Source organism: Trinickia sp. HAY1-2D, assembly GCF_056754935.1.
This window is the reverse complement of sequence record NZ_JBPGWX010000002.1, coordinates 4007635-4033846: the sequence shown is the minus strand read 5'-3', so window position 1 is coordinate 4033846 and position 26212 is coordinate 4007635. Positions and strand designations below refer to the sequence as shown.

Below are 26212 nucleotides of genomic sequence, written 5' to 3'. Positions count from 1 at the left end.
AGCGGATGTAGATATTTCATGATTTCGAGCCCGCGTCCGATTTTTTAATGCGTTATGGGTTCGGTGACGGGCATCGAAATAGAGTAGACCGCGTTTCCGGACGGTGGGCGATAGGCACTGCGCCGCAGCCGTTGGACTCACTTTCTCCAATTCATTCGATCACTCACGAACGTCATGAAATTTCCTCCTCTGGCCACGCATTTGGTCTCGCTTCCCGACGGGAAGCCGCAAAACAACGCCCTCGGATTCTGCACGAGCACTTCGCGAAACCCGGATGCGATCGCCACGCTGACGCCATTCGGAACAGGATGGGCGAAGCGTGTATGGCAAGGAACGAAGGTCGTCGTCAAATGGCTGCAGCTTCCTGGGCAGCCCGAGTTCCTCCATGTTCTCGACGGTGAAACGTCGACGACGATGAGGCTGCCGCGGCGTTTGAAGCAACGTGAATCGCTTGAACTGGTGACAGTGGCGACGCCGTTTGCCGAGCATTCCCCGGCGGATACGCTGCTTTACTATGGAACGACATCGATATTTGCAGCCAATTTCGTCAGCATTACGCCGCTGGGCGAATGGCGATATGCGCTGCCGGCGGGCTCCGGGGTGAACGTTTCGAATTTGAGCGATCCCATGAATCCGATAAAGAGCGGCGTGTTCGCGACGCAATCGGCAGTCATTGCGCGTTCCCGCGATAGCTTGAGATTCTTGAAGGACACGCCGGGCGGGGTGTGAAGGGGCGGTGGGCGCTGTGGGCCAACGATCGAGATATCGCAGTAGCGCGCCGCGGCGGTCCGTGAATGATAGAAGATCGTGAACTATGTGACTGCATGCAACGGTGACCGACGGATAGGCCGCTGCTCCATATAGGAAAGCCGTACGACCGCCGTGCATGCTGTTGCTTCCCGAAACAACCGGTAACGTCCGGGTCGAAGCGTCTCCCTAGAATTCACTCACCGCAACTTGTTTTGGAGAATTCGGATGATGACGAAGCGATGGACTCTGTTGGCTGCAACCGGTGTAACCGTTCTTGCATCGTCGATGGCATTCGCGGCAGGCAGCGATACGGGCAGTACCGTGGGCGCGGGTTCGCTCGGCGCCAAGAGCACCACGAGCGCCACCGTTGGCACCGATACGAGCGGTACGGGTGGCACGACGACTGGAACCAATGCCGGGGCTGGCGCTGGCGTGAATGCCGGCTCGAATTTGGGTGCGACGACGCCGCCCGCCCCCGGTACGACGGGAGCCGGCACCAGTGCCGGTGGCATGTCGTCGAGCCATATGAGCACCGAAGGGGCGGCCAACACCAATGGCCCGACTGCCACCGATCCCGACAAGGGTACGGCTCGCGCCGAGGACCGCTCGAACACGGACGTGACGGGTAAAGCGAAGACGCATACGCGTACGTCGATGAAGCATCACAAGGTCGCCAAACCGTCGACGACGGACTCCAGCGGTTCGTAATCGTCTTTTGCCGGCAATCGGGCGATCCGATCAATGCCGTTGCCGGCAATGAGTGATGCGACCCGGCGGATGAGTAGGACTGCTTATTCGCCGGGTCTCGATCGATTGCAACTCGATGCCGGGCCAGCCGTCGATGAACCTGGGCGGCATCTTCGATCGGTGACGGTCAAACCAGCCGATGGGGCTGCTGCCAGTCGGAGCCCGTGTCCTCGGGCCCATCTATCCCGAGATCCTTGACTCTTTCGGCCAGGTAAAACTGGTGCATCGGCTCCTGGGCCAAGCGATGCAACGCGTCCAGCCCTGAACTCCCCTCTTGGGCCGCAACGCGTGCCACCAGTTCATGGGTGTTGCCCGCCAACGTATTTCGTATTTTGAGCGTGGGCCAAATTTCAACGGCCTTGGCTAATGTTTCCTCCGAACGACTCATGGCTGCTATTTGGGCGCTGGTAAACCCGAGCCCTGCGAGCTGCTCTTTAGCATCGGTGGGATTGCCGCGCGATGCCGCACTATCGGGGCGCTGGACAGCGGCCGGTGCATTTGCATTTGCCGGCACTTGTCCGGAAAGCCGCGCGAGCACCGATGAGCCCCCGCCGGGCGCGGGCGAGAGGGGGCGAGGCGCGGAGGCGGACCGTCCGCCGGGGAGCCGCTGCAGCGCCGGTTGCCCCGACTGCTGAGTGGCCTGGGGCTCCTGCGCAGGTTTCGGATCTGCGGTGGTATCGCCCGCTTCAGGAACGACTCCACGTTGAGCCGGGTTGAGAGGATTTACGCCATCCATGATTCCAGATTCCTGCACCGATAGCGGATGAAAGCGACGATTCCAATGTAGCCCGCGTCGGCACCGCTTTCGAAAGCGAATGCGAAGCGAGGGCGCCAAATACGCACGCACGCCAGCGGCAAACGGACGGCACGGGATGCCTGGATGCACCGCTTTGCAGCAGACGATGCCAGGAATTCGCCGACCGGCCGACGATGTATGCGGCTGCTTACCGGTGTTCGTGTCACGCGTGTGACCGCTGTTGCCGAGGCTCGCATTACTGGCCGAATTGGCCACAAAACCCTGTTGCAGAAAAGGCACCGTATTGCGCAGTCCGGTAGGAACTGGCATATTGGCGCATGAATGTTGCAATTCTTGCCGGTTTTTGATAGGCAATTCGGGAACTGCGGCGGTTGCAGCTTCGAGCGGCAACCGCTCGCCAGCCTTTGCCAGACAAGGGTTGCAGGACCATCGAATTGAAGCGCGGCGTTAAAAGCATTCGTAAATGCGCCATGCAAAGCGCGCATAAATCATTGCCAAGAAGCGCGGCTCTTACCGCGCGACTCATGTGCGTGTCACTTGAGTGCTTGTTCAGCGGGGTGGGGTATGTTTGATGACGATGATGACTGCGTGGTGCTCGAGGTCCTGCTTGGAACGAAAAGCCCCTGCTGGCGCCTCGGCAGCGACAGCAACGCCCTGGAGTTGGCGGCGGTTCGCGGCCTGACGAACATCAGTGTCGCGCTCACGGCGGAACAGGCGGCCAACATCCGCAACCTGACGGGCGTGACATCGCATATCCGGCTCGACGTATCGCTTTTTGGCAATGCAGTCTCGCTTCACCTCGTCGGCAAGAAGATCAATATGACCCACTGGGCAGGGACGGCATCCAGCGATTCGGACACGCTTTCGGTCGCGGAAGCGCTGTCGACCGGGCTCGCGTCGGCGGAGCAAGTCGTATCGGAGGTCAACTCGCTCGTCGTCATCCTCGATCGCACCGGCTTTGTGCAGCGTTTCAATCGGATGTGCGAAGAGGTGACCGGTTGGCGAGAAGTCGACGTCATCGGTAAAAGCGCATTCGAATTGTTCATGAGCCCCGATGAAGGCGAGCAGTCACGCAGCAACATCAAGCGGTTCTTCGAAAGCCGGCAGTCGTTCGAAGTCGAGCGCGTCATCAACACGATCAAAGGGCCGCGCCTGTTCCAGTTCCGGAACAAGTTCGTTCATAGCGGCAGCGGCGTGGACGAAGAGTTCATCATCTGCTCGGGCACGGACATCACCGATGAGCGCAACGCTCAGAAGCGGCTCAAGGAGCTTGCATCGCAAGACGTCCTGACGGGCCTGATGAATCGCTATGCGATCAATGCGAAGATCGAGCAGGCGCTCGAGGATGCGCGCCGCGATCCTGACCGCGTGCTCGGCATCGTCTTTCTCGATCTCGACAACTTCAAGCGCGTCAACGATCACTACGGCCATGTCTATGGCGATCGGCTGATCAAGCGGGTGTCGGAGATGGTCAGCGAATCGCTGCCCGAAGGCGCGACGATCGCTCGCCTGGGCGGCGACGAGTTCCTGATCCTGGTCGATCCGTGCTCGCCGGAACTGCTCGAGACGCTTGCGCAAACGATCATCGATCGTTTCCGTCCGGCGATTCACCTCGATCTGATGGACGTCTATACCAGTTGCTCGATTGGAATTGCCGTCTACCCCCAGCACGGCGAAACGCTCGAGGCGCTCATCTCGCACGCGGATACGGCGATGTATGCGGCCAAAGAGGCAGGCAAGCACACCTACTGCGTCTTTTCGCCCGAGATGAACCAGAAGGTCGCCAAGTACATCTGGCTCGATACGGAACTGCGGCGGGCCATCGACGAACAGCAGTTCGTCCTTCACTACCAGCCCATCGTCAATCTCTATACCGGCCAACTCCATAGCGCCGAGGCGCTGATTCGCTGGCAGTCCAGTCGCGGACTCGTCGCGCCGTCGGAGTTCATCCGCTTCACCGAGGAGTCGGGCCTCATCATTCCGATCGGCCGATGGCTGATGCGCGAGGCCGTGAGACAAGCGACCCTGTGGAACGAGAACGGCCTCAGCGTCAGAATTTCCGTCAACGTGTCGGCACGGCAACTGCGCGACGCGGGTATCGTCAACCAGTTGCGCGAGTTGATCGAAGAATGCGGCGCTAAACGAACGCTGGTCGATATCGAGTTGACGGAGAGCTGCTTCATCGAGGACGAAAAGTCGGCAATCGATCTGATGAGGCAGTTCAAGCAGTTGGGCGCGCGTATCCTGCTCGACGATTTCGGCACGGGCTATTCGTCGTTGTCGCAACTGACGCGACTGCCGATCGATGTCATCAAGCTGGACCGGAGCTTCATCACCGGAATCGATCAGAATTATCAGTCGCAGTCGCTCGTGCGTTCCCTGCTGGGCCTCGCGCGAGCTTTCGGCTTCGCCATCGTCGCCGAAGGCGTCGAGACGGAGCGCGAAATGCAGTTCCTGAAGGACATCGGCGTCGACTACGCGCAGGGCTACTTCTATTCGAAACCGATGGCCCCGGATATGTTCGAAGCGTGGGTTGCCGATAAAAAGAAGCTCAGGCTCATCGCCTGAGCTTGCAACCCGGAGTCGAGCGACGGCACGAGACCGTCGCTCAACGTCGCTTACGATACGGCCTTCAGCTTGGACACCCGTCTGTTTTGCAGCATGACGAGGCGCTCCATGAACGAGACGTCCTTCTCCTCGAGCATGAAGGCGGAATTCACCCAATCTTCCGTGATGTCCATCAGCTCCGCGCGTGAAAGCGGCAACACGCGCTGACGTGTGCGCAGCATCGCGCGCGTACTGTTGAGCATCGGCCGGGTCACGTCGATGAAGGTCCGCGTCTGCAGCAGCGCATCGCCCGGCTCGAAAACGCCGTCCACCAGACCCCGCTCGGCGTGCCATTCGGCGCATTGCGACTCTCCTGTGCTGATCAGCGTTTCGGCAACACGCATGTTCGACTTGCGGGCCACGAGCGAGTAGCCGCCCATGCCGGGAAAAAGATTGAAGGCGACCTCCGGAAATCCGAGCTTGCAACCTCTTTGACCGAGTACGTAGTGGTGAGCGAGTGCCGCCTCGAAGCCGCCCCCGAGCGCGCTGCCTTCCACCATGGCGATGGTGACCGCGCCGGTGCCGAAGCCGTTATAGATCTCCCAGACGCCGTCGATGCACGAGCGCGCATAAGCCATCAGCCGATCACGATCGCCCTTGCGAATGGCGTCGACAAAAAAGTTGAGATCGCCCCCTACGTTGAAGATTTCCGGGACCAGTGAGCCGGTGACCCAGAAATCGAATCGCAGGCCGGATTCCCTGGCTGCGCGAGCCAGGCGAATGATGTCCGAGACCAATTGCTGATTGAAGCATGGCCGCGGCTCGGAGCGCAGCATCATCCACATAGTGTTGCGTTCTTCCTCGTAGTAGGCCAAGAGTTGGCTGAATTCGCCGGCTTCATGAAAAGGGCGGCATGTGGAGCTAATGTCGAATCGCATGGTTTTCCCCATTTGAGTGAGTAAGGTCGATTGGAGTGCTCTCAAAGATGCAGAAGCGTCTTTGGGGCATCGGCATTTTGCGCGACGAAAGTCCGTCATCGAACGCAGTCAGTAAAACTCCGGGGGATTGCGATTCGTCACCGTGCTATCGGCCACACACCCAGCGGGTGCGACCCTTACGGAATGTGCGCGATAGCACATTCATCGTGCTTTTCAAATCGGGAAAAGGGCAAACGTTTGCGAATGATTGATATTGCTCAAATAAAGCGGGATTTAGACGAAATCCGATTGAATCAATGACGGGGTTAAAACGCGGGTTTGATTCGGATTGCAGAATTGTGCGTGAATGTCAATACGGTTTGGGTATATCCGCATGGGATCTGTATTGAAGCAACACTCGAAAAAAGGACCGCATCGATAACGGCGATCGAAGAGAGGAAAAGCTCGTCCGAGGAGGATCGCGGTCGATCGACGCGGAGATGCGCCGCTACCCCCGGCGTTGCGCGACGGCGTCCGTTCCGGCCGATGTCTGCGCTTGCCACCCGCCGCCGAGCGCTTTCACGAGCGAGACGGCCAGCGCGATTCGCTGGCCGCGGACCTGGGCGTCCTGGCGCTCGCTCGTGAGCAGGGACTGCTGCGCGGAAATGACATCGAGGTAGGCGACGAGGCCGCCCGAATAGCGATCGTTGGCGAGCGAGAGCAAACGCTTCGCATCGTCCACGGCCGCCTGCGACTGCGAGGCGGCGCGCGCGAGCACGGCAAGCCCGGTGACGCCGTCCTGCACCTGCTGAAACGCGCTCAGCACAGCCTGCCGGTAATTGGCGACGGTCGCACGGTAGCCCTCGTTCGCGAACGCCAGGTTGGCCTTGCGCTGGCCGCCGTCGAAGACCGCTTGCTTGAGTGTTGCGCCGACGGTCCACATCAGGCTCGGCGCACTCAGCAGGTTCGCGAAGCGCGTACTCTCCCAGCCGATCCCGGGCGAGAGTGTGAGATCGGGAAAGAACGCAGCCTTTGCCGCGCCGATTTGCGCGTTGGCCGCGGCCATCGCGCGCTCGGCCGCGGCGATATCGGGCCTGCGCTCGAGCAGTTCGCTCGGAACACCGGCTGCAATGTCGGGCACGACCATCGGCACGAGTCGCGGCGCGATCGAAAACTGCGGCGCCGGTGTGCCGATCAGGGCGGCGATGGCATGTTCGTATTGGGCGCGCTGCTGCCTGAGCAACGTGGCCTGGACACGTGTGGAATCGAGCTGCGATTGCTGTTGCGCAAGGTCGAGCCCCGAGACGGCCCCGAGTTCGTGTTTGGCGTTGACGTAGTCGAGAGCCTTCTCCTGTAGCTGCACCGATCGATCGAGTACATCGATCTCGGCATCGCGTTCACGTAGCGCGTAGTAGGCCGTGGCAAGATCGGATGTCAGCACGAGCCGGGCGTTGGCCAGATCGTCGCCCGCTTGTTCCGCGGATGCCGAGGCGCTCTCCACCTCGCGGCGGATGCGCCCGAACAGATCGACGTCGTACGTGATCGACGGGCCGACGACGACCTGGTTCTGAACCGTCGATTGATTCGGCGTCGCGTAGTTGAGCTGAGGCCGCTTCTTCGAGACCTTTGCACGAGCGACGTTGGCGTCCAGATCGAGCTCGGGCAGCTCTTGCGAAGAGATGGCCGCCAGCGTGGCCGTTGCCTGAGCGTAGTGCGCGCTGGCAGCCGCGAGCGTCTGGTTTTGGGCGAGCGCGCCCGTTTCGAGCGTATCGAGGAGCGGATCGTCGAACATGCGCCACCAGTCGAGCGCGAGCGGGGCGTGGGACGGGGCCGCGAGCCGCCATCCGGGATCGGTCTGCCAGGCGGCCGGCGTCTCGACCTCGGGGCGCTGGTAGTCGGGCCCGAGCGTGCAGGCGGACGCGAAGCCGACGCATAGCATCACCGCGGCCAGGCGCAACGAGCGCCGCGTCAGCCGCGTCATGAGTGCGCCTCGCCGGCCGGGGGAGGCGAAACTTCAACGCGGTCGCCATCGGCGATCGAATCGCTCGGGTTGACGATGATCCGATCCGCCGCTTCGATGCCGCTATCGATTTCGAGCGTTTGCCCGAGATCCTGCGCGATCGCGACGCTGTGAAGATGCACGATGCTCTGCGCGTCCACGACGGCCACGGCCGGTCCTTCGGCCCGAAAAAGCAGCGTGTTGCCGGGAACGGTCAGGCGCGCATGACCGGTGCCCGGCACCTCGACTTGCACGTAGGCGCCCGGTCGCAGCTTATCGTCGGGATTGGGCAGCGAGACTTCGATTTGCAGCGAACGCGTCGGCACGTCGATGGCGCCTGCGATATGCGCGATCGTGCCGCGGAAGGTCTGGCCCGGTAATTCGGGCTGCGAAACGATGACGGGCATGCCGGCCTTGACGTTTTGCGCATAGGCCTGCGGCAACTGGACGAACACGCGCAGCGGATTCGTCTGCGCGAGCGCGAACAGCGCGCGACGCGAACTGCTGCCGGCATCGATCAGATCGCCGACATCCACGTTGCGTTGCGTGACGACGCCCGCGAACGGTGCGACGATGCGTTTGAACGATTCGAGTTGCTGCAATCGCTTCACGTTCGCATTGGCCGCCGTCAAATTCGCGAGCCCCTGCGTATAGGTGCTTTGCCGCTCGTCGAGCTCCTGCTGCGAGACGGCGTCGCGCTCGCGCAGCTGCCGCCAGCGCGCAAGCGAAGACTTGGCCAGCCCGAGACTCGCACTGATCTGATCGCGCTGCGCGATCGCCTGTGCGAGTTCCTGATCGATCTCGGGCGTGTCGAGGTCGGCCAGCACCTGCCCTTGCTTCACGCGCGCGCCGATATCGACGTACCAGTGCAGCAGATACCCCGTTGCGCGTGCGTAGATCGGCGATTCCACGTAGCCGCGCAACGTGCCGGGGAGCAACATCCCGCGGCTGCCGCCATCGCTCGGCAAGGGGCTGACGACGTTCACATAGAGTTTCGCATTGCGCGCCGTGGCGGCGGCGACTTCGCGCTGGTTGACGATGTCCGCGATGACCGTGCGCAGCGCAAGGGCGGCGAGCAGCAACAGCACGACAACGAGCGCGATCTTCGCGCGCCGCCAGACGCGTTCGCGCGGCGGCAGCATCGGCCCTTCGCCGTGCTCGCGAGCGGGAATGGCCAGCGATGCGTGACTTTTTTCGGTCATGTCGTCAATTCCGGTAACAAGCTGCCTTCAATTCGTGCTCCCGTTCGCGTTCGTGCCGGCCTCATCCGCCCGAGCGCGTTTTGCCTTGCGGTGGGCAAGCCGTGTGTGGACGCCGGCAAAGAAAAGCGGGACGAAGAAAAGCGTCGAGAGGGTCGCGAAGAGCAGGCCGCCGATCACGGCACGGCCGAGCGGTGCGTTTTGCTCGGCGCCCTCGCCGAGGCCCAATGCCATCGGCACCATGCCGATGATCATGGCGCAGGCCGTCATCAGCACGGGCCGGATGCGGCTCGCGCCGGCTTCGAGCGCGGCGGTAAGGGGCGGCGCGCCGGCCGTGAGGCGCTGACGTGCGAAGGCCACCACGAGAATACTGTTGGCCGTGGCGACGCCCATGGTCATGATGGCGCCGGTCAGCGCGGGTACCGACAGATGCGTGCCGGTCACGAAAAGCATCCAGACGATACCGGCCAGCGCGGCCGGCAGCGCACTGACGATGATGATCGGATCGATCCACGACTGAAAATTCACGACGATGAGCAGATAGACGAGCACGATCGCCATCGCGACGCCCACGCCGAGCCCCAGATACGAGCGCTGCATCGTCTGGACTTGCCCGCGCACGGCGATCTGGCTGCCGCGCGGCAGGGTGGCGCGCGCTTGCTCGACGAGTCGGTCGACTTCCTTCGCGACGCCGCCCAGGTCGCGCCCTTGCACGCTCACGAACAGGTCCACGACGGGGCGGATGTTGTAATGCGTGACCCCGGCGAGCTGGGCGGACGGGCGAAGCTGCACGAGATTGCCGAGCAACTGCGGCGGGGCGTTGCTGCCGGCCGCCGCCACGGGCGTGCGCATCAGCTCGTCGATCGACGAGATCTTGTACTGCGGGGTTTGCACCGCCACGTTGTATTCGACGCCGTTTTGCTCGTTGAACCAGAAGCCAGGGGAAGTCTGCGAGCTGCCGGACAACGAAATGAGCAGATTCTGCGCGACGTTGCTCGCGCTGAGGTTCAATTGCTGCAGCCGCGTTCGATCCATTTGCAGGCGGATGGCGGGCTCGTCGAATTTCTGCTGGATATGCGTGTCGACCGTTCCCGGGATCGCGCGTACGGCTTTCATGAGCTTGCTCGCGGCGGCGAAATTACTGCGCTGGTCCGCCCCCGTGATCTGCACGTCGATGGCGGCAGGCAGCCCGAAGTTGAGGATCTGCGTCACGATGTCGGCCGGTTGAAAGAAAAACTCGACGCCGGGAAACCGCTGGGGCAGCACGGCGCGCAATCGATCGATATAGCCGAGCGTGGGCGCGTGATCGGCGGTGAGCGCGATCTGAATCTCGCCGTCGAGGGTGCCGATGGTACCCGCGTTGCTGTACGAAAGATTGATGCCGCTATAGGGCAGACCGAGATTGTCGAGGATCGTGGCGAGTTCCTTCGGCGGTACCGTCTGACGAATGACCCGCTCGATCTCGTCGGCAAGCCGTGCCGTTTCCTCGATGCGCGTGCCGGTCGGGGCGCGAAAGTGCAGACGAATGTTGCCCGCATCGACGCGTGGAAAGAAGTCGGCGCCGAGCGCGAACACGAGGCCGAGCGAGGCCATGCAGAACGCGAGAAACGAGAGCGTGAATGCTCGCCGATGCACGAGCAGGCTGCTCAGCAGCACGATATAAGCGGCGCGCATGCGCTCGAAGCCGGCGTCGAAGCGGTGATGCAGGCGAACGAGAAGGCCCGGCTTCGCGTGCGGGTCGCGCGTATGAGCGTGCCCCATCCACAGCATCGCGAGCGTCGGTACCAGGGTGCGCGAGAGCACGTACGATGCGAGCATGGCGAACACCACCGCCTCGGCGAGCGGCACGAACAGATATCGTGCGACGCCGGTCAGGAAGAACATCGGCACGAACACGATGCAGATGCACAGCGTGGAGACCAGGGCAGGAACGGCGATTTCGCCGGCGCCGTCGAGAATGGCTTCGTGAAGGTCCGTGCCCAGGTGCAGATGCCGCTCGATGTTTTCGATCGTGACGGTCGCGTCGTCGACGAGGATGCCTACCGCCAGCGCCAGGCCGCCCAGCGTCATGATGTTGATGGTCTGGCCGAGCGCGTGCAGCGCCAGCAGCGAGGCCAGGATCGATAGCGGAATGGAGATGGCGATGATGCAGGTGCTGCGCCAATTGCCGAGGAACAGCAGAATCATCGCCGCGGTCAGCGCCGCCGCGATGACGGCTTCGCGCGCCACACCCGAAATCGCCGATTGAACGAAGATCGACTGATCGAACAGCGGCGTGACCTTGAGCTCGCGGGGCAGCGTCGTTTGCGCCACCGGCAGGATGTGGCGCAATTCGTTGACGATCGCGAGCGTCGATGCATCGCTGCCGTTCTTGAGTACCGAAATCAGCACACCGCGCCGGCCGTCCTGGCGCACGACGTTCGTCTGCGGCGCGAACCCGTCGCGCACATGGGCCACTTCGCCGAGATAGGTCGTGGCGCCGTTGACGGTGCGCACCGGGATCTCGTTGAGGCCCGCGATCGTCGGCGGCGAGCCGTTCATCTCGACGGCGTATTCGCGCGGACCGATCTTGGCCGTGCCCGTCGGCAGTATCAGATTCTGCGCATTGATGGCGCCGACCACGTCGAGCGGCGTGAGCCCCTTGGCAAGCAGCGCGCGCGTGTCGAGGTCGACCGATATGAGCCGCGTCTTGCCGCCGTAGGGATAGGGGACGGCCGCGCCCGGAATGGTGATCAATTGCGGCCGCAGCGCGTTGAGCGCGAAGTCGTTGAGCCGCTGCTCCGCCAACGTGCTGCTCGAGAGGGCAAGCTGGATGACCGGAATCGAGGAGGCCGAATAGCTGATGATGAGCGGCGGCGTTGCGCCGGGCGGCATCTGCCTCAGTTGGGTCTGTTCAACCGCGACCGTCTGCGCGATGGCGGTCTGAATATTCGCATTCGGTTGCAGGAACAGCTTGATGACGGCGACGCCGACGAGCGATTGCGATTCGATATGTTCGATGTTGTTGACGGTCGTCGTCAGCCCCCGCTCGTTGACCGACGTCACGCGATTGGCCATGTCCTGCGCCGAAAGCCCTGCGTAATTCCAGATAATGCTGACGACAGGGATATCGACCTCGGGCAGGATGTCGATCGGCGTTCTCATGAGCGCGAACGGTGTCGCCAGCACGATGAGAATGGCCATCACGATGAACGTGTAAGGCCGTTTGAGCGCAACGTTGACGATCCACATGAAAAGCCGCCGGCAAAAATGCGGTGGTAAGAAGATCGAATGTAGTCGACGTCAGTGGCAAAAAGTAATTCGTGATGCCCGCAAAACGGTTCGCTCCCGCCCGAAACCGTTACGATGTTTTACGAGCCCGGCCAGCGCAGGCCATACGGCTCTCGCGTCAACCCGGGCTTTCCCGCTCGATGCTGCAATGCCGCATCGAGCGATGGCCGTACTGCGCTGCACCGCGAGGGCACTCGGTGGCAGAATCGGTGACCAGCACGCCCGCCCTTGCGCCGTGAGCCGAGGGTTTCGAAGTTCCCCGACGTATCTCTTCAGGAGGAGTTGGAATGAGCGCCCATATCATCGCCACGATCACGCCGAAGCCGGAACATGCCACCGATGTCGAAAAGCAGTTGCGCAGTATGGTGGAAGTGACGCGCAAGGAGCCGGGCAACCACCGCTACGATCTTTTTCGAGAGACGTCGCCGAGCGGGCCGGTGCTGCATCTGTACGAGATTTATGAAGACCGGAACGCGTTCGATAGCCATCTCGCGAGCGACCACTTCCAGACGTTTCGTTCGACGGTCGCGGATTGGCTCGCCGAGCCGCCGCAAGTGAGAGTGCTCGAAGCGCTCGATGTGGCGCCCGAGCGCTGAGGGGAACGCCTGAGGCTGGATTGCGCGGCTCGGCAACGACGAACGTTCACCCATTGCCCATGGCACGAAGCGTGCTGTGCGGGGTGTGAACCTATCGAATTGCCGAGCCCGCATGCCGCGTAGCCGCCACACGAATGACCCATCGCACCGCGCCGCGGCTGGCTCGCCCGATCGCAACCATGAGGTCGAGGTGCCGCCCGGCCTGCATTACGTCGACGATACGAAGCCCGGGATCCGGCGCAGGCTCATTCGCGGACATTTCGCCTATTTCGACCCGCAAGGCCGCCGCATTCGCGATGCGCGGGAAATCGCTCGCATCAACGCGCTTGCCGTTCCGCCCGCTTACACCGATGTATGGATCTGTCCCGACCCGCTCGGACACTTGCAGGCGACCGGCCGCGACTCGCGTGCGCGCAAGCAGTACCGGTATCATCCGCGCTGGCGTGAGACGCGCGACGCCACCAAGTTCGAGCGCATGGCTGCGTTCGCGGACGTCCTGCCGAAAATCCGCGCACGTATCGCGCGCGATTTGCGGCTGCCCGGCATGCCGTGGCACAAGGTCGTGGCAACGGTGGTCCGACTGCTCGACATCACGCTCGCGCGCGTCGGTAGCCGCGAATACGTGCGGGAAAACAATTCCTATGGTTTGACCACGTTGCGCAAGCGCCATGCGGCGGTCCGTGCCGGGCACCTGCGCTTTCGCTTTCGCGGCAAGAGCGGGATCGAGCACGACATCGATGTCGAAGACCCGCGCCTCGCGCGTATCGTGCGCAAGTGCCTCGATTTGCCGGGGCATGAGCTCTTTCAGTACGTTGACGATGCCGGTGTGCGGCATCCCGTCGGCTCATCGGACATCAACGACTATCTGCGCGAAGCAAGCGGCGCGGACTTCACCGCGAAGGACTATCGCACGTGGGCGGGCAGCGTGCTGGCGCTCGGTGCGCTGCGCCGCATCGAGCTGCAGCCGGGCGAGCGGCACATGCGCACCCATGTCGTCGAAACCGTGAAGGAAGTCGCCGCGACGCTGCGCAATACGCCGGCCGTTTGCCGTCGCTGCTACATCCATCCGGCCGTGCTCGAAGTGTTCGAGGCCGGCGAGCTGCATACGTTGCCGAAGGTGCGCACGCGCCACGGCCTGAAGGCCGACGAGGCCGCATTTGCGGCGCTGCTGCGGCGCGAGGCAAGACGCGCGCGCCGCGGCGAACGGCGTGCCGCAACGCTCGAGGAACAGCTGGCGGCGAGCGTCAGAGCGGCGGCGCGTTCACGTCGCTGAGCTCGGCCTCGAATTCGAGTCCCTCGAGCGTCGCCGCTTGCGCCAGCCGATCGAGGTAGCGACGCAGCTCCGTTGCAAAGCTCTGCTGCCGCAGCGTTTGCGCGACGGCGGCGCGTACGCTCTCGAACGGAGGCTCGTTGCCGGGCTCGCGCTCGAGCACTTCGACGACGTGAAAGCCGAACCGACTCAGCACGAGCCGGGGGAGCACGCCGACTTCCTTGTTTTCGAAAAGCTCCTGCGCAAACTCGGGCGCGCATGCCTCGGCGCTCAGCCATCCGAGGTTCCCGCCCTCGGCGCCGCTCGGGCAATTCGACCATTGCCCGGCGGCGCGCGCGAATCGGCCATCGTCCGTGCCGGGCTGACAGCGCAGATCGAGCAGGCATGCTTCGGCGCGCGTACGCAATTGCGCAACATCGACACCCGGCGTCACCGCGAACAGGACATGCCGCGCTCGCGCGCGCGCGCCCACGGCATAGCGGCGTGCATGCGCCGCGTGATAGCGGCGGCACGCCTCGTCGGAAGGTTCTTGTGCCGGCAACGCATCGTCGAGCAACGCTTCGATCGCCGCGGTAGCTTCCACGCTGATAGCCCCGTCCACCGGCGCGGAATCGTCATCGCCCAGCAGGCCGGCTTCGATCGCGGCTTGACGCAAGAGCTCGGTGCAGGCGCGCTGTCTGAGCACCTCCGCGCTCAGCGTTTCGCCGGGCAGATGAAGCGCGACACCGTTGACTGTGGCCACCTTGCCGTTTTGTGGGATCGTCATCTCTTGCCTCTCAGATTCGATGTTGCGAGCGCGTGTGGCCGCGCGGCAGGTTGAGCCGCCGCGCGCGCACGAGCTGATAGGGACGGAATGCGTAGCTCACGGCGCCGAAGCCGCTCCAGACATGGACGAGGCGCGTGAACGGAAACAGCAGAAAGATCGTCATGCCGAGCACGAGATGAATCTTGAACGGCCATTCGACTCCGCTCAGCATGCTCGCATCGGGCCGCAACGTGACGATATGCTGCGCCCAGTTGGCAAGGCTCAGCATGGTGCCCGCCGTTTCGCGGTCCGCATAGGAGAAAGGCAGCGTGACGAGGCCAAGCACGAGCTGGACCCAGAGAATCGCCAGGATCGCGATGTCGGTGCGGCGGCTCGTCAACCGGATGCGTGGATCGAAGAGCCTTCGATGCAAGAGCAGCGTGAGGCCGACGAAGCAGAGCGAGCCCGCGATCCCGCCCGAGAGGATCGCCAGCATCTGCTTTTGTTGCGCGGAGATCATCGACTCGTAGAGCGCATGAGGCGTCAGGAGCCCGACCGTGTGGCCGAACAGCAGAAACAGAATGCCGACATGAAAGAGATTGCTTCCCCAGCGCAACTGCCCCGCGCGCAGCAACTGTGACGAATCGCTTTTCCACGTGTATTGGTCGCGGTCGAAACGAAACAGCGAGCCGAGCAGGAACACGGCGAGGCAGATGTAGGGATAGATGCTGAAAAAGAAGGTATAGGCGGCTTGACTCATCTCAGGCTCCTTGCGCGCGGGGCATGTGTCCGCCCGCGTTCGGCGTCTTCACGATATGGATCGGCTGCGATCGATCCGGGTTGGCGGATTGGCCTTCGACCGAGCAGCCGCCGAACGCAACGGGCTCGCTCCATGTGTCGTCGAGCGCCGGCTCGCTTGCGAGGACGACCGGCTCCGCCGATTCGCCGGCGAGTTCGATGAGCGCGGCCAGCACGCTCGCATAGTCGCTGTCCCGCTCGACGAGTGCGGTATGAATGCCGCGCAGCAAGTGCGCGATCTCGCGCAGAAAATCGGCAGCTTGAATGGGCGGTTGCGTCGACGCGAATTCGAGCACGACGCAAAGATGATCGGGCAATTCGTCCGATGCGAGCGCGAGCCCCGCGTCCTCGTAGGTTTTGATGAGGTCGATCATCGCCGGCCCACGATCGCGCGAATCGCCGTGCACGTGCTCGAACAGGTGCAAAGCGGTGCGGCGACCGCGATCGAAGAGATCGACGTATGCCGCTTCCGCATCGAGCCCGGTACTGCCGGCCAGGCGATCGATCAGCGCGTCGATCGACGCGAGCCGGCCGTCGAGCAGTGCGCCTTCGTCGCGCAACGCCGCGCGCATTTCGGACAGGTGGGCGCGCAGCGCCGCGTCGGGATAGCTCAGCAAGCGTGCGAGCGCGCGCAACGTCGTTGCGCAGCTCGCGGTGGTCTCGAGAGTGGTCATCGCTCAGATCTCCGCCTTGATCGGAATCGTCCGGCGCTTCGCGCCGCCGAAGAGGCTCGTTTCGCCGACACCTTCCGAGCAGCCGTTGCCGAAGCTGAATCCGCATCCTCCGCGGACATCGAACGCGTTCTCGGCATACTCGCGGTGCGAGGTGGGGATGACGAAGCGGTCTTCGTAGTTGGCGATCGCCATGACGCGGTACATCTCGTCGACTTGCTCGACGCTGAGACCCGCCTGCGCGAGGGCCTCATGGTTCTCGATGCCGTCGACATGCTTGCCGCGCTGCCAGGCCCGCATCGCCAGCATTCGTTCGAGCGCGCGCACGACCGGCACGGTATCGCCCGCGGTCAGCAAGTTCGCGAGGTATTGCACCGGAATGCGCAGCTGGTTGACGTCGGGAATCTCGCCGTTCACACCGATGTGTCCGGCATTGGCCGCGGATGTGATCGGCGAGAGCGGCGGCACGTACCAGACCATCGGCAGAGTCCGATACTCGGGGTGCAGCGGCAACGCGACCTTCCAGTCGACCGCCATCTTGTAGACCGGGCTGATACGCGCGGCCTGGATCCAGTTCTCGGGCACGCCGTCCTTACGCGCCTGCTCGATCACTTTGGGATCGCTGGGATCGAGAAAGACGTCGAGCTGCGCCTCGTAGAGATCGCGGTCGTTCTCGACGGAGGCCGCCGCTTCGATGCGGTCGGCGTCATAGAGCAGCACACCCAGATAGCGGATGCGACCGACACAGGTCTCCGAGCAGACGGTGGGCTGTCCGGCCTCGATGCGCGGATAGCAGAAGATGCACTTTTCGGCCTTACCGCTTTTCCAGTTGTAGTAGATCTTCTTGTATGGGCAGCCCGATACGCACATGCGCCAGCCGCGGCATTTGTCCTGGTCGATGAGGACGATGCCGTCTTCCTCGCGCTTGTAGATGGAGCCGGAAGGGCACGAAGCCACGCACGCCGGGTTCAGGCAGTGTTCGCACAGCCGCGGCAAGTACATCATGAACGTGTTTTCGAACTGTCCGTAGATGTCTTTCTGAATGTCGTCGAAATTCCGATCTTTGCTGCGCTTGGCGAATTCGCCACCGAGGATCTCTTCCCAGTTAGGCCCCCAAACGATTTTCTCCATCCGCTGGCCGGTGATCAGGCTGCGCGGACGGGCCGTCGGAGAGGCCTTCATCTCGGGCGCGCTTTGCAGGTGGTCGTAGTCGAACGTGAACGGCTCGTAATAGTCGTCGATCTGCGGCAGATTCGGATTCGCGAAGATGCGCATGAGCAGCTTCCACTTGCCTCCCTGGCGCGGCGCAATGGAGCCGTCGGCGCGGCGCACCCAGCCGCCATTCCATTTATCCTGGTTCTCCCATTCCTTTGGATAACCGATGCCCGGTTTCGTTTCGACGTTGTTGAACCAGGCGTACTCCATGCCGGGGCGGCTCGTCCAGACGTTCTTGCACGTCACGCTGCAGGTGTGGCAGCCGATGCACTTGTCGAGATTCAGCACCATGCCGATTTGTGCGCGTACTTTCATTGCTTGTCTCCATGATGCTGCGTCGCGCCGCTCGCGCCTTCGTCACGCGGCGTATCGAGCCAGTCGATCTGACTCATTTTTCGCACGACCACGAACTCGTCGCGATTCGTGCCGATCGTGCCGTAGTAGTTGAAGCCGTAGCTCAATTGCGCGTAGCCGCCGATCATGTGCGTGGGCTTGAGCACGATGCGCGTCACCGAGTTGTGGATCCCGCCGCGTATTCCCGTGATTTCCGAGCCCGGCGTATTGATGATCTTTTCTTGCGCGTGATACATGAGCACCATGCCGGGTTTGACACGCTGGCTGACCACGGCGCGTGCGGCGATCGCTCCGTTCACATTGAAGACCTCGATCCAGTCGTTGTCCTCGATGCCGGCTTGGCTGGCGTCGTCCTCGCTGATCCAGACGACGGGGCCGCCGCGATTGAGCGTCAACATCAGCAGGTTGTCGCTGTAGGTGCTGTGAATGCCCCATTTCTGGTGCGGCGTAATGAAGTTCAGCACGAGCTCGGGATGGCCGTTCGGCTTCACGCCGTTGATGCCGGCCGTGGCCTTCAGATCGACGGGCGGACGGTAGGTCGAAAACCCCTCCCCGAACGCGATCATCCACGGGTGATCCTGATAGAACTGCTGGCGGCCCGTGAGCGTGCGCCAGGGGATCAGCTCGTGCACGTTCGTATAGCCCGCGTTGTAGCTGACGGTTTCGCTTTCGATTCCGCTCCAGGTCGGCGAGCTGATGATCTTGCGCGGCTGGGCCTGAATGTCGCGATAACGAATCTTCTCGTCTTCGCGGTAAAGCGCGAGGTGCTTGTGTTCGCGGCCCGTCGCTTTCGTGAGCGCCTCCCACGCCTTGACGGCGACATGTCCGTTCGTCTCGGGCGCGAGGTGCAGAATGACTTCGCAGGCATCGATATCCGAGACGATGCGCGGCATGCCTTTCGTTACGCCCTCTTCGAGCGTCACGCCGTTCAGCTCGCCGAGCTGCTCGACTTCGGTGGCGGTTTTCCAGGCGATCCCCTTGCCGCCGTTGCCCACGCGGTTCATGAGCGGGCCGAGCGCGGTGAAGCGCTTGTAGACATTCGGGTAATCGCGTTCGACCACGGTGACCTGCGGCGCGGTCTTGCCCGGTATCAGCTCGCATTCGCCCTTTTTCCAGTCGCGTACGTCGAATGGCTGGGCAAGCTCGCCGGGCGTATCGTGCATGAGCGGCGTGAGCACGACTTCCTTTTCCACGCCGAGATGGCCGACGCAGACGTCGCTGAAGGCCTCGGCAAAGCCCTTGTAGATCTCCCAGTCGGAGCGGGCTTGCCAAACCGGATCCACGGCCGCTGAGAGCGGATGGATGAACGGGTGCATGTCGCTCGTATTGAGGTCGTTCTTCTCGTACCAGCTCGCGGTGGGCAACACGATGTCCGAATAGAGACAGGTGGTGCTCATGCGGAAATCGAGCGTGACGAGCAAATCGAGCTTGCCTTGCGGTGCCTCGTCGTGCCAGCGCACTTCGGCAGGTTTCGCATCGCCGGCGCCCAGGTCTTTGCCTTGCACGCCGTTATCGGTGCCCAGCAGGTGCTTGCAGAAATATTCGTGGCCCTTGCCCGACGAGCCGAGCAGGTTCGAGCGCCAGACGAACATGTTGCGCGGCCAGTTCTGCGGCGCGTCGGGGTCCTCGCAGCTCATTCGCAGGGATCCGGACTTCAGCGATGTCGCGACATAGTCGCCGGGCGCCATGCCCGACGCGGCGGCATCCTTGGCAACCTGCAACGGATTGGTATCGAGCTGCGGTGCGCTCGGCAGCCAGCCCATACGCTCGGCACGTACGTTGTAATCGATCATGCTGCCGCCGAATTGCGCTTTGTCGGCGAGCGGCGACACGATCTCGTCGACGCCGAGCTTCTCGTAGCGCCATTGGTCCGTGTGAGCGTAGAAGAAGCTCGTGCTGTTCATCTGACGCGGCGGACGAATCCAGTCGAGCGCGAAGGCGAGCGCGGTCCAGCCCGTTTGAGGACGCAGCTTTTCCTGGCCGACATAATGCGACCAGCCGCCGCCGCTCTTGCCGATGCAGCCGCACATCATCAGCAGGTTGATCACGCCGCGATAGTTCATATCGGCGTGATACCAGTGATTCATGCCCGCACCGATGATGATCATCGAGCGGCCCTGCGTCTTGTCGGCGTTAGCGGCGAACTCGCGCGCCACCGTGACGATCTGCTCGCGCGGCACGCCCGTGATCGCTTCGGCCCATGCGGGGGTGTAGGGCGCGTTGTCGTCATAGCTCGCCGCGCCACTGCCGAGGCCGCGATCGATGCCGTATTGCGCGGCTTGCAGATCGAACACGGTGGCGACGAGCGCGTCGACCGCCTTGCCGTCCTGCGTGAGGCGCATACGCGCGACGGGCACACGCGCCAGATTGATGTCCCCCTGCTGTGCGTTCGCGGTAAAGTGCGGCGAGTTCACGCCGCCGAAGTACGGAAACGCGACGTCGGCGATTTCCGGCACCTGGTCCGCGTTCTCGAGCACAGAGAGCTTGAGCTTGACTTCATGTCCATCGCGCGCGTCCTTGTTCTCGAGATTCCACTTGCCCGCATCGTCCCGGCCCTCGTCGCCCCAACGAAAACCGATGGCGCCGTTCGGCACCACGGGCTGGCCGGCGGTGTCGTAGGCGATCGTCTTCCATTCGGGGTGGTTGGCTTGATCGAGCGAACCGTCGAAGTCGCTCGCGCGGATGTAGCGGTCTGGCACGAGCGCCGTACGGCCGTCTTCGAGCGTGCGCGACCGAAGCAGCACGAGCATCGGCAAGTCGGTGTAGCGGCGTGCGTAGTCGTCGAAATAGGCGCTGCGGGTCTTGAAATAGAATTCGTTGAGCGCGACATGGCCGAACGCCATGGCCAGCGCGGCATCGGTGCCTTGCTTCGGATGGAGCCAGAGGTCCGAAAGCTTCGCGACTTCGCTGTAGTCCGGCGTGATCGCGACGGTCTTCGTGCCCTTGTAGCGGACTTCCGTGAAAAAGTGCGCGTCCGGCGTACGCGTTTGCGGCACATTGCTGCCCCACGCGACGATGTAGCTCGAGTTGTACCAGTCGGCCGATTCGGGCACGTCCGTCTGCTCGCCCCAGACTTGCGGGCTCGACGGCGGCAGATCGCAGTACCAATCGTAAAAGCTCATGCATACGCCGCCGATGAGGCTCAGATAGCGGCTGCCGGCGGCATAGCTGACCATGCTCATGGCGGGGATCGGCGAAAAGCCGATCACGCGGTCGGGCCCGTGCCGCTTGATCGTATAGACATTGGCTGCGGCAACGAGTCGATTGACTTCCTCCCAGCTGCTGCGCGCAAAGCCCCCCATGCCGCGCACTTTTTGGTAGTCGCGACGGGCCGCATCGTCTTCGACGATCGAGGCCCATGCGTCGACGGGGTCGCGGCATACCGTCAGCGCGGCGCGCCAGCGCTCGAGCAGGCGGGCGCGGACCATCGGGTACTTCACGCGGTTGGCGCTATAGAGGTACCACGAGTACGATGCGCCGCGCGCGCAGCCGCGCGGTTCATGGTTGGGCATGTCCCAGCGGGTGCGCGGATAGTCGGTCTGCTGCGTTTCCCATGTGACGATCCCGCCTTTGACGTAGATCTTCCATGAGCACGAACCCGTGCAGTTGACGCCGTGCGTGCTGCGCACGATCTTGTCGTGCGACCAGCGGTTGCGATAGGCGTCCTCCCACGTGCGGTCCTCGCCGGTGGTGACCCCGTGTCCGTCGGAAAAGGATTCCTTCGGCAGTGCGAAATGATTGAGGCGATCGAGAAAGTGGCTCATTTGTGGGCAATCCGTCGTTTCAGCAAGGCATCGGCGCGTTACGGCGCGCATAGCGCCACCAGGTCACGGCGATGCAGATGGCGTAAAAGCCGATGAACACATAGAGCGCCGCTTCGGGGCCGCCCGTCAGCGCGAGCGATGTGCCATAGCTCTTCGGGATGAAAAAGCCGCCGTATGCGGCGATGGCCGCGGAAAATCCGAGCGTTGCGGCAGCCTCGGTGTTGCCTTCCTTCGTAGCGTGCAGCACGGCTTCGCGATCGGATGCGTTCACCTCGCGCAGCTTGAGCGTCTGGAAGATGACGGGAATCATGCGGAACGTCGACCCGTTGCCGATGCCCGAGGTCATGAAGAGCACGAGGAAGCTGACGAAGAACCCGGCGAAGCTGCCGCCCGAGGGTCCCGACGGCAGGAAGTAGAGCACCCCGCCTACCGCGCATGCCATGACGACGAAGTTCCACAACGTGACCGGCGCACCGCCGAGCTTGTCGGCCAGCCAGCCGCCGAACGGGCGGATCGAGGCACCGATCAACGGGCCGAGCCATGCGTAGGCAAGCGCGTTGATGCCCGGGAACTGGCTTTTGATGAGCAGCGGAAAGCCGGCGGCATAACCGATGAACGAGCCGAACGTGCCGAGGTAGAGTACGCACATCAGCCAGTTGTCCTTTCGGCGGAAGATTGCGGCTTGCGCGGCGAACGATGCTTTCGCATCGGCCAGATCGTTCATGCCGAACCAGGCTGCGATAGCCGCGATCACGATCCAGGGCACCCAGACGAATGCCGCGTTCTGGATCCAGACTTGAGCGATCAAACCGTTCTTCACGATGGTTTGAGATGCGCCGCCGAACACGCCGAAGATGCCGGCCGTCACGACGAGCGGGCTCAAGAACTGCACCACCGATACGCCGAGATTGCCGAGGCCGGCATTCACACCGAGTGCGGAACCCTTGCGCTCGCGTGGAAAGAAGAAGCTGATGTTGGCCATGCTCGAGCTGAAGTTGCCGCCTCCGAAGCCGCACAGGAGCGCGAGGATGAGCATGGTGGGATAGCTCGTCGTGTTGTCCTGCACGGCAAAGCCGATGCCGATCGCGGGAACCAGCAGCGACGCGGTGGAGACCGCGGTCCAGCGCCGGCCGCCGAAGATGGGCACCATGAACGAGTAGAAGATCCGTAGCGTCGCGCCGGAGAGCGCGGGTGCCGCGGCGAGCCAAAAGAGCTGATTCGTCGAATAAGTGAAGCCGAGCAGCGGCAATTGCACGGCGACGGCGCTCCAGACCTGCCAGATCGCGAACGCCAGGAAGAGCGCGGGAACGGAGATCCAGAGGTTGAGCTTCGCGATGGCTTCGCCTTCCCGTTCCCAAAACGCCTTGTCCTCGGGCGTCCAGATTTCGAGCGTGTGCCCTCGTCGCGAGCCGAGGGGGGGCGATTCAATACCCATGAAGTCTCTCCGGGTTGCGGCGCGCACGGAAGGCGAGGGCGGGCCGCTCGCCCATTCCCCGCGTTGCAGTCCCTTGCGCGCTCGATCGGGATTGAAAATGTCACAGCGTGATAGTCGCCCTCGTGGCGTTGGGGGTATTGAGCGAGATCAAAGGACGCTGACGTTGGCGGCGAAGCGCGGCATATCGCGACATCGCGCCGCAGGAAGTCCGACTGTCGAGAAGAGCGGCGCGCCTCGAGACCGGGGCTTCCTCGAACGGCGCACGGCTTGCCAGGGCAACCGGCCCTCCTTAAACTCGCGCGTGATTCCACCAACAGGCGGCGCTGTTTGCGCGGCGCGTCGACGCCGATACAAAAGGAGCCCCACGAGCATGGCCGATTCCTATTTCCCGCGCTGGCGCCTCGCGCCGCGTGCCGTCGAAGGCCGTGTCGTCGGGCCCGACGAACGGCTCGCATGGCCGCAGACGATCGCAATGGGCGTACAGCACGTCGTCGCCATGTTCGGCTCCACGGTGCTTGCGCCATTGCTGATGGGCTTCGATCCGAATCTCTGCATTTTCATGTCGGGCATCGGCACGCTGCTCTTTTTCGTGCTCGTGGGCGGACGTGTGCCGAGCTATCTCGGCTCCAGCTTTTCGTTCATCGGGCTCGTCATCGCGGTAACGGCCTATGGCGGCCACGGCCCGAATCCGAACATCCCTGTGGCGCTCGGCGGCATCGTTGCCTGTGGCGCGGCTTATGTCGTCATCGGCCTGATCGTCGCGGCCATCGGCACGCGCTGGATCGAAACGCTGATGCCGCCGGTCGTCACCGGAGCCGTTGTTGCGGTCATTGGTCTGAACCTCGCACCGATCGCCGTGAGAGGTGTCAGCACGTCGGCCTTCGATTCGTGGATGGCGCTCGTCACGGTGCTGTGCGTTGGCATCGTCGCTGTGTTCGCGCGCGGCATGGTGCAGCGGCTGCTGATTCTCGTCGGCCTCATCGCTGCGTACGCGCTCTACGCGGTGCTCGCGAATGGCATGGGCATCGGCCGGCCGATCGACTTCGCGAGCGTGGCCAATGCTGCCTGGTTCGGCATGCCGCATTTCCGCTCGCCGGTCTTCGATCCGCACGCCATGCTGCTGATCGCGCCGGTCGCGGTGATCCTCGTTGCCGAGAATCTTGGGCACATCAAGGCCGTGAGTGCGATGACCGGGCAGAACCTCGACCGTTACATTGGCCGCGCGTTCGTGGGCGATGGGCTGGCGACGATCGTGTCCGGCATGTCGGGCGGCACGGGAGTCACCACCTATGCCGAGAACATAGGCGTCATGGCGGTCACCAAGATCTATTCGACGATCGTGTTCGTCGTCGCCGCGATCATTGCGATCGGGCTCGGCTTCTCGCCGAAGTTCGGGGCGTTGATCGAAACGATACCCGGGCCCGTGCTCGGCGGCGTCTCGATCGTGGTCTTCGGGCTCATCGCCGTCACGGGGGCGCGGATCTGGGTGGCGAACCGGGTCGACTTCTCGGACAACCGCAACCTCATCGTCGCAGCCGTCACGCTGGTACTCGGCGCGGGCGACTTCTCACTGAAGTTCTGCGGTTTCGCGCTGGGCGGGATCGGGACCGCGACATTCGGGGCGATTATCCTCTATGCACTGTTGCGGCGCGAAGCCGCACCCGGTCCGGTGCTTTGATCGCGCGCGAGGCACGCGCATGGCGCGAAATGCGCACCTTCACGGTGCGTCTTGCGCGCAGTGCCCCGACGTGATGCGCGAGCGGCGCGGTTTGCGCGATCCCGTGTGGTTGCGCACGGAGCTTGCTTGGTGGCGGTAGCCGTCAATAAGATCATTCCGAGGAGCTCCGCCAATGAACCCATTCACTTCGATCGAAAACGCCGGCCGGAGGCGCGCATGATGAGCGCGTTGCAAGACGCGCCGGTGACGCCGCCGGCCGGTTTCGAACTCGATATGGTCTCCGGACTGCAGCGTTACGCGCTGCGGCACCGCGAGCTGACCTTCACGAGCGTATTCCAACCCATCTTCAGCCTGGCTCACTTGCGCGCGGTGGGTTACGAGGGTTTGCTGCGCGCGCACGACTCCTTCGATTGTCCGGTGCCGCCGCTCGACGTATTCGGCGAGGCGTCGCGGCAAGGCGAACTCCATCATGTGGACCGGCTCGCGATGGCGCTGCACCTCGAGAACTTCAAGATGCTCGGTGCCGAGCGCGAGTGGCTGTTCCTGAATGTGCATGCGGGTGCGCTGACCGAGTCCTACCATGCGGCGGCGTTTGCCGCGAGTCTATCGAGGCTCGCTCTGCCGCCGCGGCGCATCGTGCTCGAGATCCACGAGGACCGGATACACGATTTCGAGCGCATCGCCGAGGAGGCGCGGCGTTTTCGCGAACTCGGGTTCCTCATCGCGCTCGATGACTTTGGCGCCGGCGATTCGAATCTCGAGCGCGTGTGGCAGCTCGACCCCGACATCGTCAAAATCGACCGGATGATGCTGTCGCATGCGGCGCATCGCACGCCGGCGGCAGCGATTCTGCCGGGCTTCGTCGCGTTGTTGCACGAAGCCGGCAAGCTCGTGCTGATCGAGGGTGTCGAGACCGAACACGAGGCGCAACTCGCCTTCGCCAGCGACGCCGATTTCGTTCAGGGCTTTTACTTCGGCAGGCCGGCTGCGGGCCCGGCCGATAGCGGCTACGCTGCCGCGCGCGTGGGGAACTCGCCGCTCATCACCGCTCGGAGACGGAATCGCGCGAGCGACGCCGTGCCGCGCGGCTCGCGCCTTATTTGCGCGCGTTCGCGCGAGCCGGCGAAAGGATTGCGGCCGGCGAGCCGTTGGAGGAGGTTTGCTGGAATTTTCTGGCGCTCGACCATGCCGCGCGCTGCTTTCTGCTCGATTCCGAAGGGCGCCAGGCGGGCCGCAACATCGTGCTGCGCGCGGATCGGCCGGGCCAAGAGGCGCGTTTCATGCCGGTTGCCGACGCCGAGGGCGCGAACTGGATGCGCCGGCCGTATTTTCGGGCGGCGATGGAAATGCCCGATCGCGTCCACGCGACGAAGCCCTATCTTTCGATCAACGAGGCGTTGCCCTGCGTCACGATCTCGCTCGCCGTCCGGATAGGCGAACGACTATGCGTGCTGTGCGGCGATATCGACTGGGTAGAGGACGAAGCCTCGATGGAATGAA

Annotated in this window: 17 protein-coding genes and 1 pseudogene; 7 read left to right on the top strand and 11 right to left on the bottom strand. The window is 63.2% G+C overall.

Annotation, left to right across the window (positions count from 1 at the left end; genetic code table 11):
* Positions 1-174: 174 nt before the first annotated feature.
* Together ACR9ZC_RS25765 and ACR9ZC_RS25760 are read left to right on the top strand one after the other, a co-directional pair.
* Complete coding sequence (locus tag ACR9ZC_RS25765; protein ID WP_481582426.1) at positions 175-729, top strand: hypothetical protein; 555 nt, start codon at positions 175-177, stop codon at positions 727-729.
* A gap of 246 nt (positions 730-975) precedes the next feature.
* Entirely contained in the window at positions 976-1458 is a 483-nt protein-coding gene (locus tag ACR9ZC_RS25760) for a hypothetical protein (RefSeq protein WP_481582425.1), read from the top strand.
* Between the two features lie 166 nt (positions 1459-1624).
* Here the strand turns inward: ACR9ZC_RS25760 and ACR9ZC_RS25755 are convergent, their stop codons facing one another.
* Entirely contained in the window at positions 1625-2644 is a 1020-nt protein-coding gene (locus ACR9ZC_RS25755; protein WP_481582424.1) for a hypothetical protein, read from the bottom strand.
* A gap of 174 nt (positions 2645-2818) precedes the next feature.
* Here ACR9ZC_RS25755 and pdeR point away from each other — a divergent pair, with 174 nt between their 5' ends.
* Positions 2819-4822, top strand: coding sequence for a cyclic di-GMP phosphodiesterase (pdeR, locus tag ACR9ZC_RS25750; protein WP_481582423.1), 2004 nt, complete (start codon positions 2819-2821; stop codon positions 4820-4822).
* Between the two features lie 50 nt (positions 4823-4872).
* Here pdeR and ACR9ZC_RS25745 read toward each other — a convergent pair whose 3' ends face one another.
* The 4 genes from ACR9ZC_RS25745 to ACR9ZC_RS25730 form a co-directional block, all read right to left on the bottom strand.
* Positions 4873-5739, bottom strand: coding sequence for a crotonase/enoyl-CoA hydratase family protein (locus ACR9ZC_RS25745; RefSeq protein ID WP_331570155.1), 867 nt, complete (start codon positions 5737-5739; stop codon positions 4873-4875).
* A 487-nt stretch (positions 5740-6226) separates the two neighbouring features.
* Positions 6227-7699 carry an efflux transporter outer membrane subunit gene (locus ACR9ZC_RS25740; RefSeq protein WP_481582422.1) on the bottom strand — a complete coding sequence of 491 codons (1473 nt, stop codon included), beginning with the start codon at positions 7697-7699 and terminating at the stop codon, positions 6227-6229.
* Positions 7696-8919, bottom strand: coding sequence for an efflux RND transporter periplasmic adaptor subunit (locus ACR9ZC_RS25735; RefSeq protein ID WP_481582421.1), 1224 nt, complete (start codon positions 8917-8919; stop codon positions 7696-7698). The genes ACR9ZC_RS25740 and ACR9ZC_RS25735 overlap by 4 nt, the downstream gene beginning before the upstream one ends.
* Positions 8920-8946: 27 nt before the next feature.
* Complete coding sequence (locus tag ACR9ZC_RS25730; RefSeq protein WP_481582420.1) at positions 8947-12147, bottom strand: efflux RND transporter permease subunit; 3201 nt, start codon at positions 12145-12147, stop codon at positions 8947-8949.
* A gap of 326 nt (positions 12148-12473) precedes the next feature.
* Here ACR9ZC_RS25730 and ACR9ZC_RS25725 point away from each other — a divergent pair, with 326 nt between their 5' ends.
* Together ACR9ZC_RS25725 and ACR9ZC_RS25720 are read left to right on the top strand one after the other, a co-directional pair.
* Positions 12474-12782 carry a putative quinol monooxygenase gene (locus tag ACR9ZC_RS25725; RefSeq protein WP_481582419.1) on the top strand — a complete coding sequence of 103 codons (309 nt, stop codon included), beginning with the start codon at positions 12474-12476 and terminating at the stop codon, positions 12780-12782.
* Between the two features lie 112 nt (positions 12783-12894).
* Positions 12895-14055 carry a DNA topoisomerase IB gene (locus ACR9ZC_RS25720; RefSeq protein WP_481582418.1) on the top strand — a complete coding sequence of 387 codons (1161 nt, stop codon included), beginning with the start codon at positions 12895-12897 and terminating at the stop codon, positions 14053-14055.
* On the opposite strand, the gene ACR9ZC_RS25715 is transcribed toward ACR9ZC_RS25720, so the two are convergent.
* The 6 genes from ACR9ZC_RS25715 to ACR9ZC_RS25690 are packed head-to-tail and all read right to left on the bottom strand — an operon-like array spanning position 14027 to position 23034.
* Positions 14027-14818, bottom strand: coding sequence for a peptidylprolyl isomerase (locus ACR9ZC_RS25715; protein WP_481582417.1), 792 nt, complete (start codon positions 14816-14818; stop codon positions 14027-14029). The genes ACR9ZC_RS25720 and ACR9ZC_RS25715 overlap by 29 nt on opposite strands.
* A 10-nt stretch (positions 14819-14828) precedes the next feature.
* A complete protein-coding gene (gene narI, locus ACR9ZC_RS25710; RefSeq protein ID WP_481582416.1) occupies positions 14829-15557 on the bottom strand; it encodes a respiratory nitrate reductase subunit gamma in 729 nt (242 codons plus the stop codon).
* Position 15558: 1 nt separating this feature from the next.
* Positions 15559-16269 carry a nitrate reductase molybdenum cofactor assembly chaperone gene (gene narJ / locus ACR9ZC_RS25705; protein ID WP_481582415.1) on the bottom strand — a complete coding sequence of 237 codons (711 nt, stop codon included), beginning with the start codon at positions 16267-16269 and terminating at the stop codon, positions 15559-15561.
* A 3-nt stretch (positions 16270-16272) separates the two neighbouring features.
* Positions 16273-17796, bottom strand: a complete 1524-nt coding sequence (gene narH, locus ACR9ZC_RS25700; RefSeq protein ID WP_481582414.1) for a nitrate reductase subunit beta — start codon at positions 17794-17796, stop codon at positions 16273-16275.
* Complete coding sequence (locus ACR9ZC_RS25695; protein WP_481582413.1) at positions 17793-21599, bottom strand: nitrate reductase subunit alpha; 3807 nt, start codon at positions 21597-21599, stop codon at positions 17793-17795. Before ACR9ZC_RS25695 ends, narH begins: the two co-directional genes overlap by 4 nt.
* 19 nt (positions 21600-21618) lie before the next feature.
* Positions 21619-23034 (bottom strand): NarK family nitrate/nitrite MFS transporter, encoded by a 1416-nt coding sequence (locus tag ACR9ZC_RS25690; RefSeq protein WP_481582412.1) that lies wholly within the window; start codon positions 23032-23034, stop codon positions 21619-21621.
* Positions 23035-23404: 370 nt separating this feature from the next.
* On the opposite strand from ACR9ZC_RS25690, the gene ACR9ZC_RS25685 reads away from it, so the two are divergent.
* Entirely contained in the window at positions 23405-24712 is a 1308-nt protein-coding gene (locus ACR9ZC_RS25685) for a solute carrier family 23 protein (protein WP_481582411.1), read from the top strand.
* 216 nt (positions 24713-24928) lie between these two features.
* Positions 24929-26211: pseudogene (locus tag ACR9ZC_RS25680) on the top strand (sensor domain-containing phosphodiesterase).
* The last annotated feature ends 1 nt before the right edge of the window (position 26212 follow it).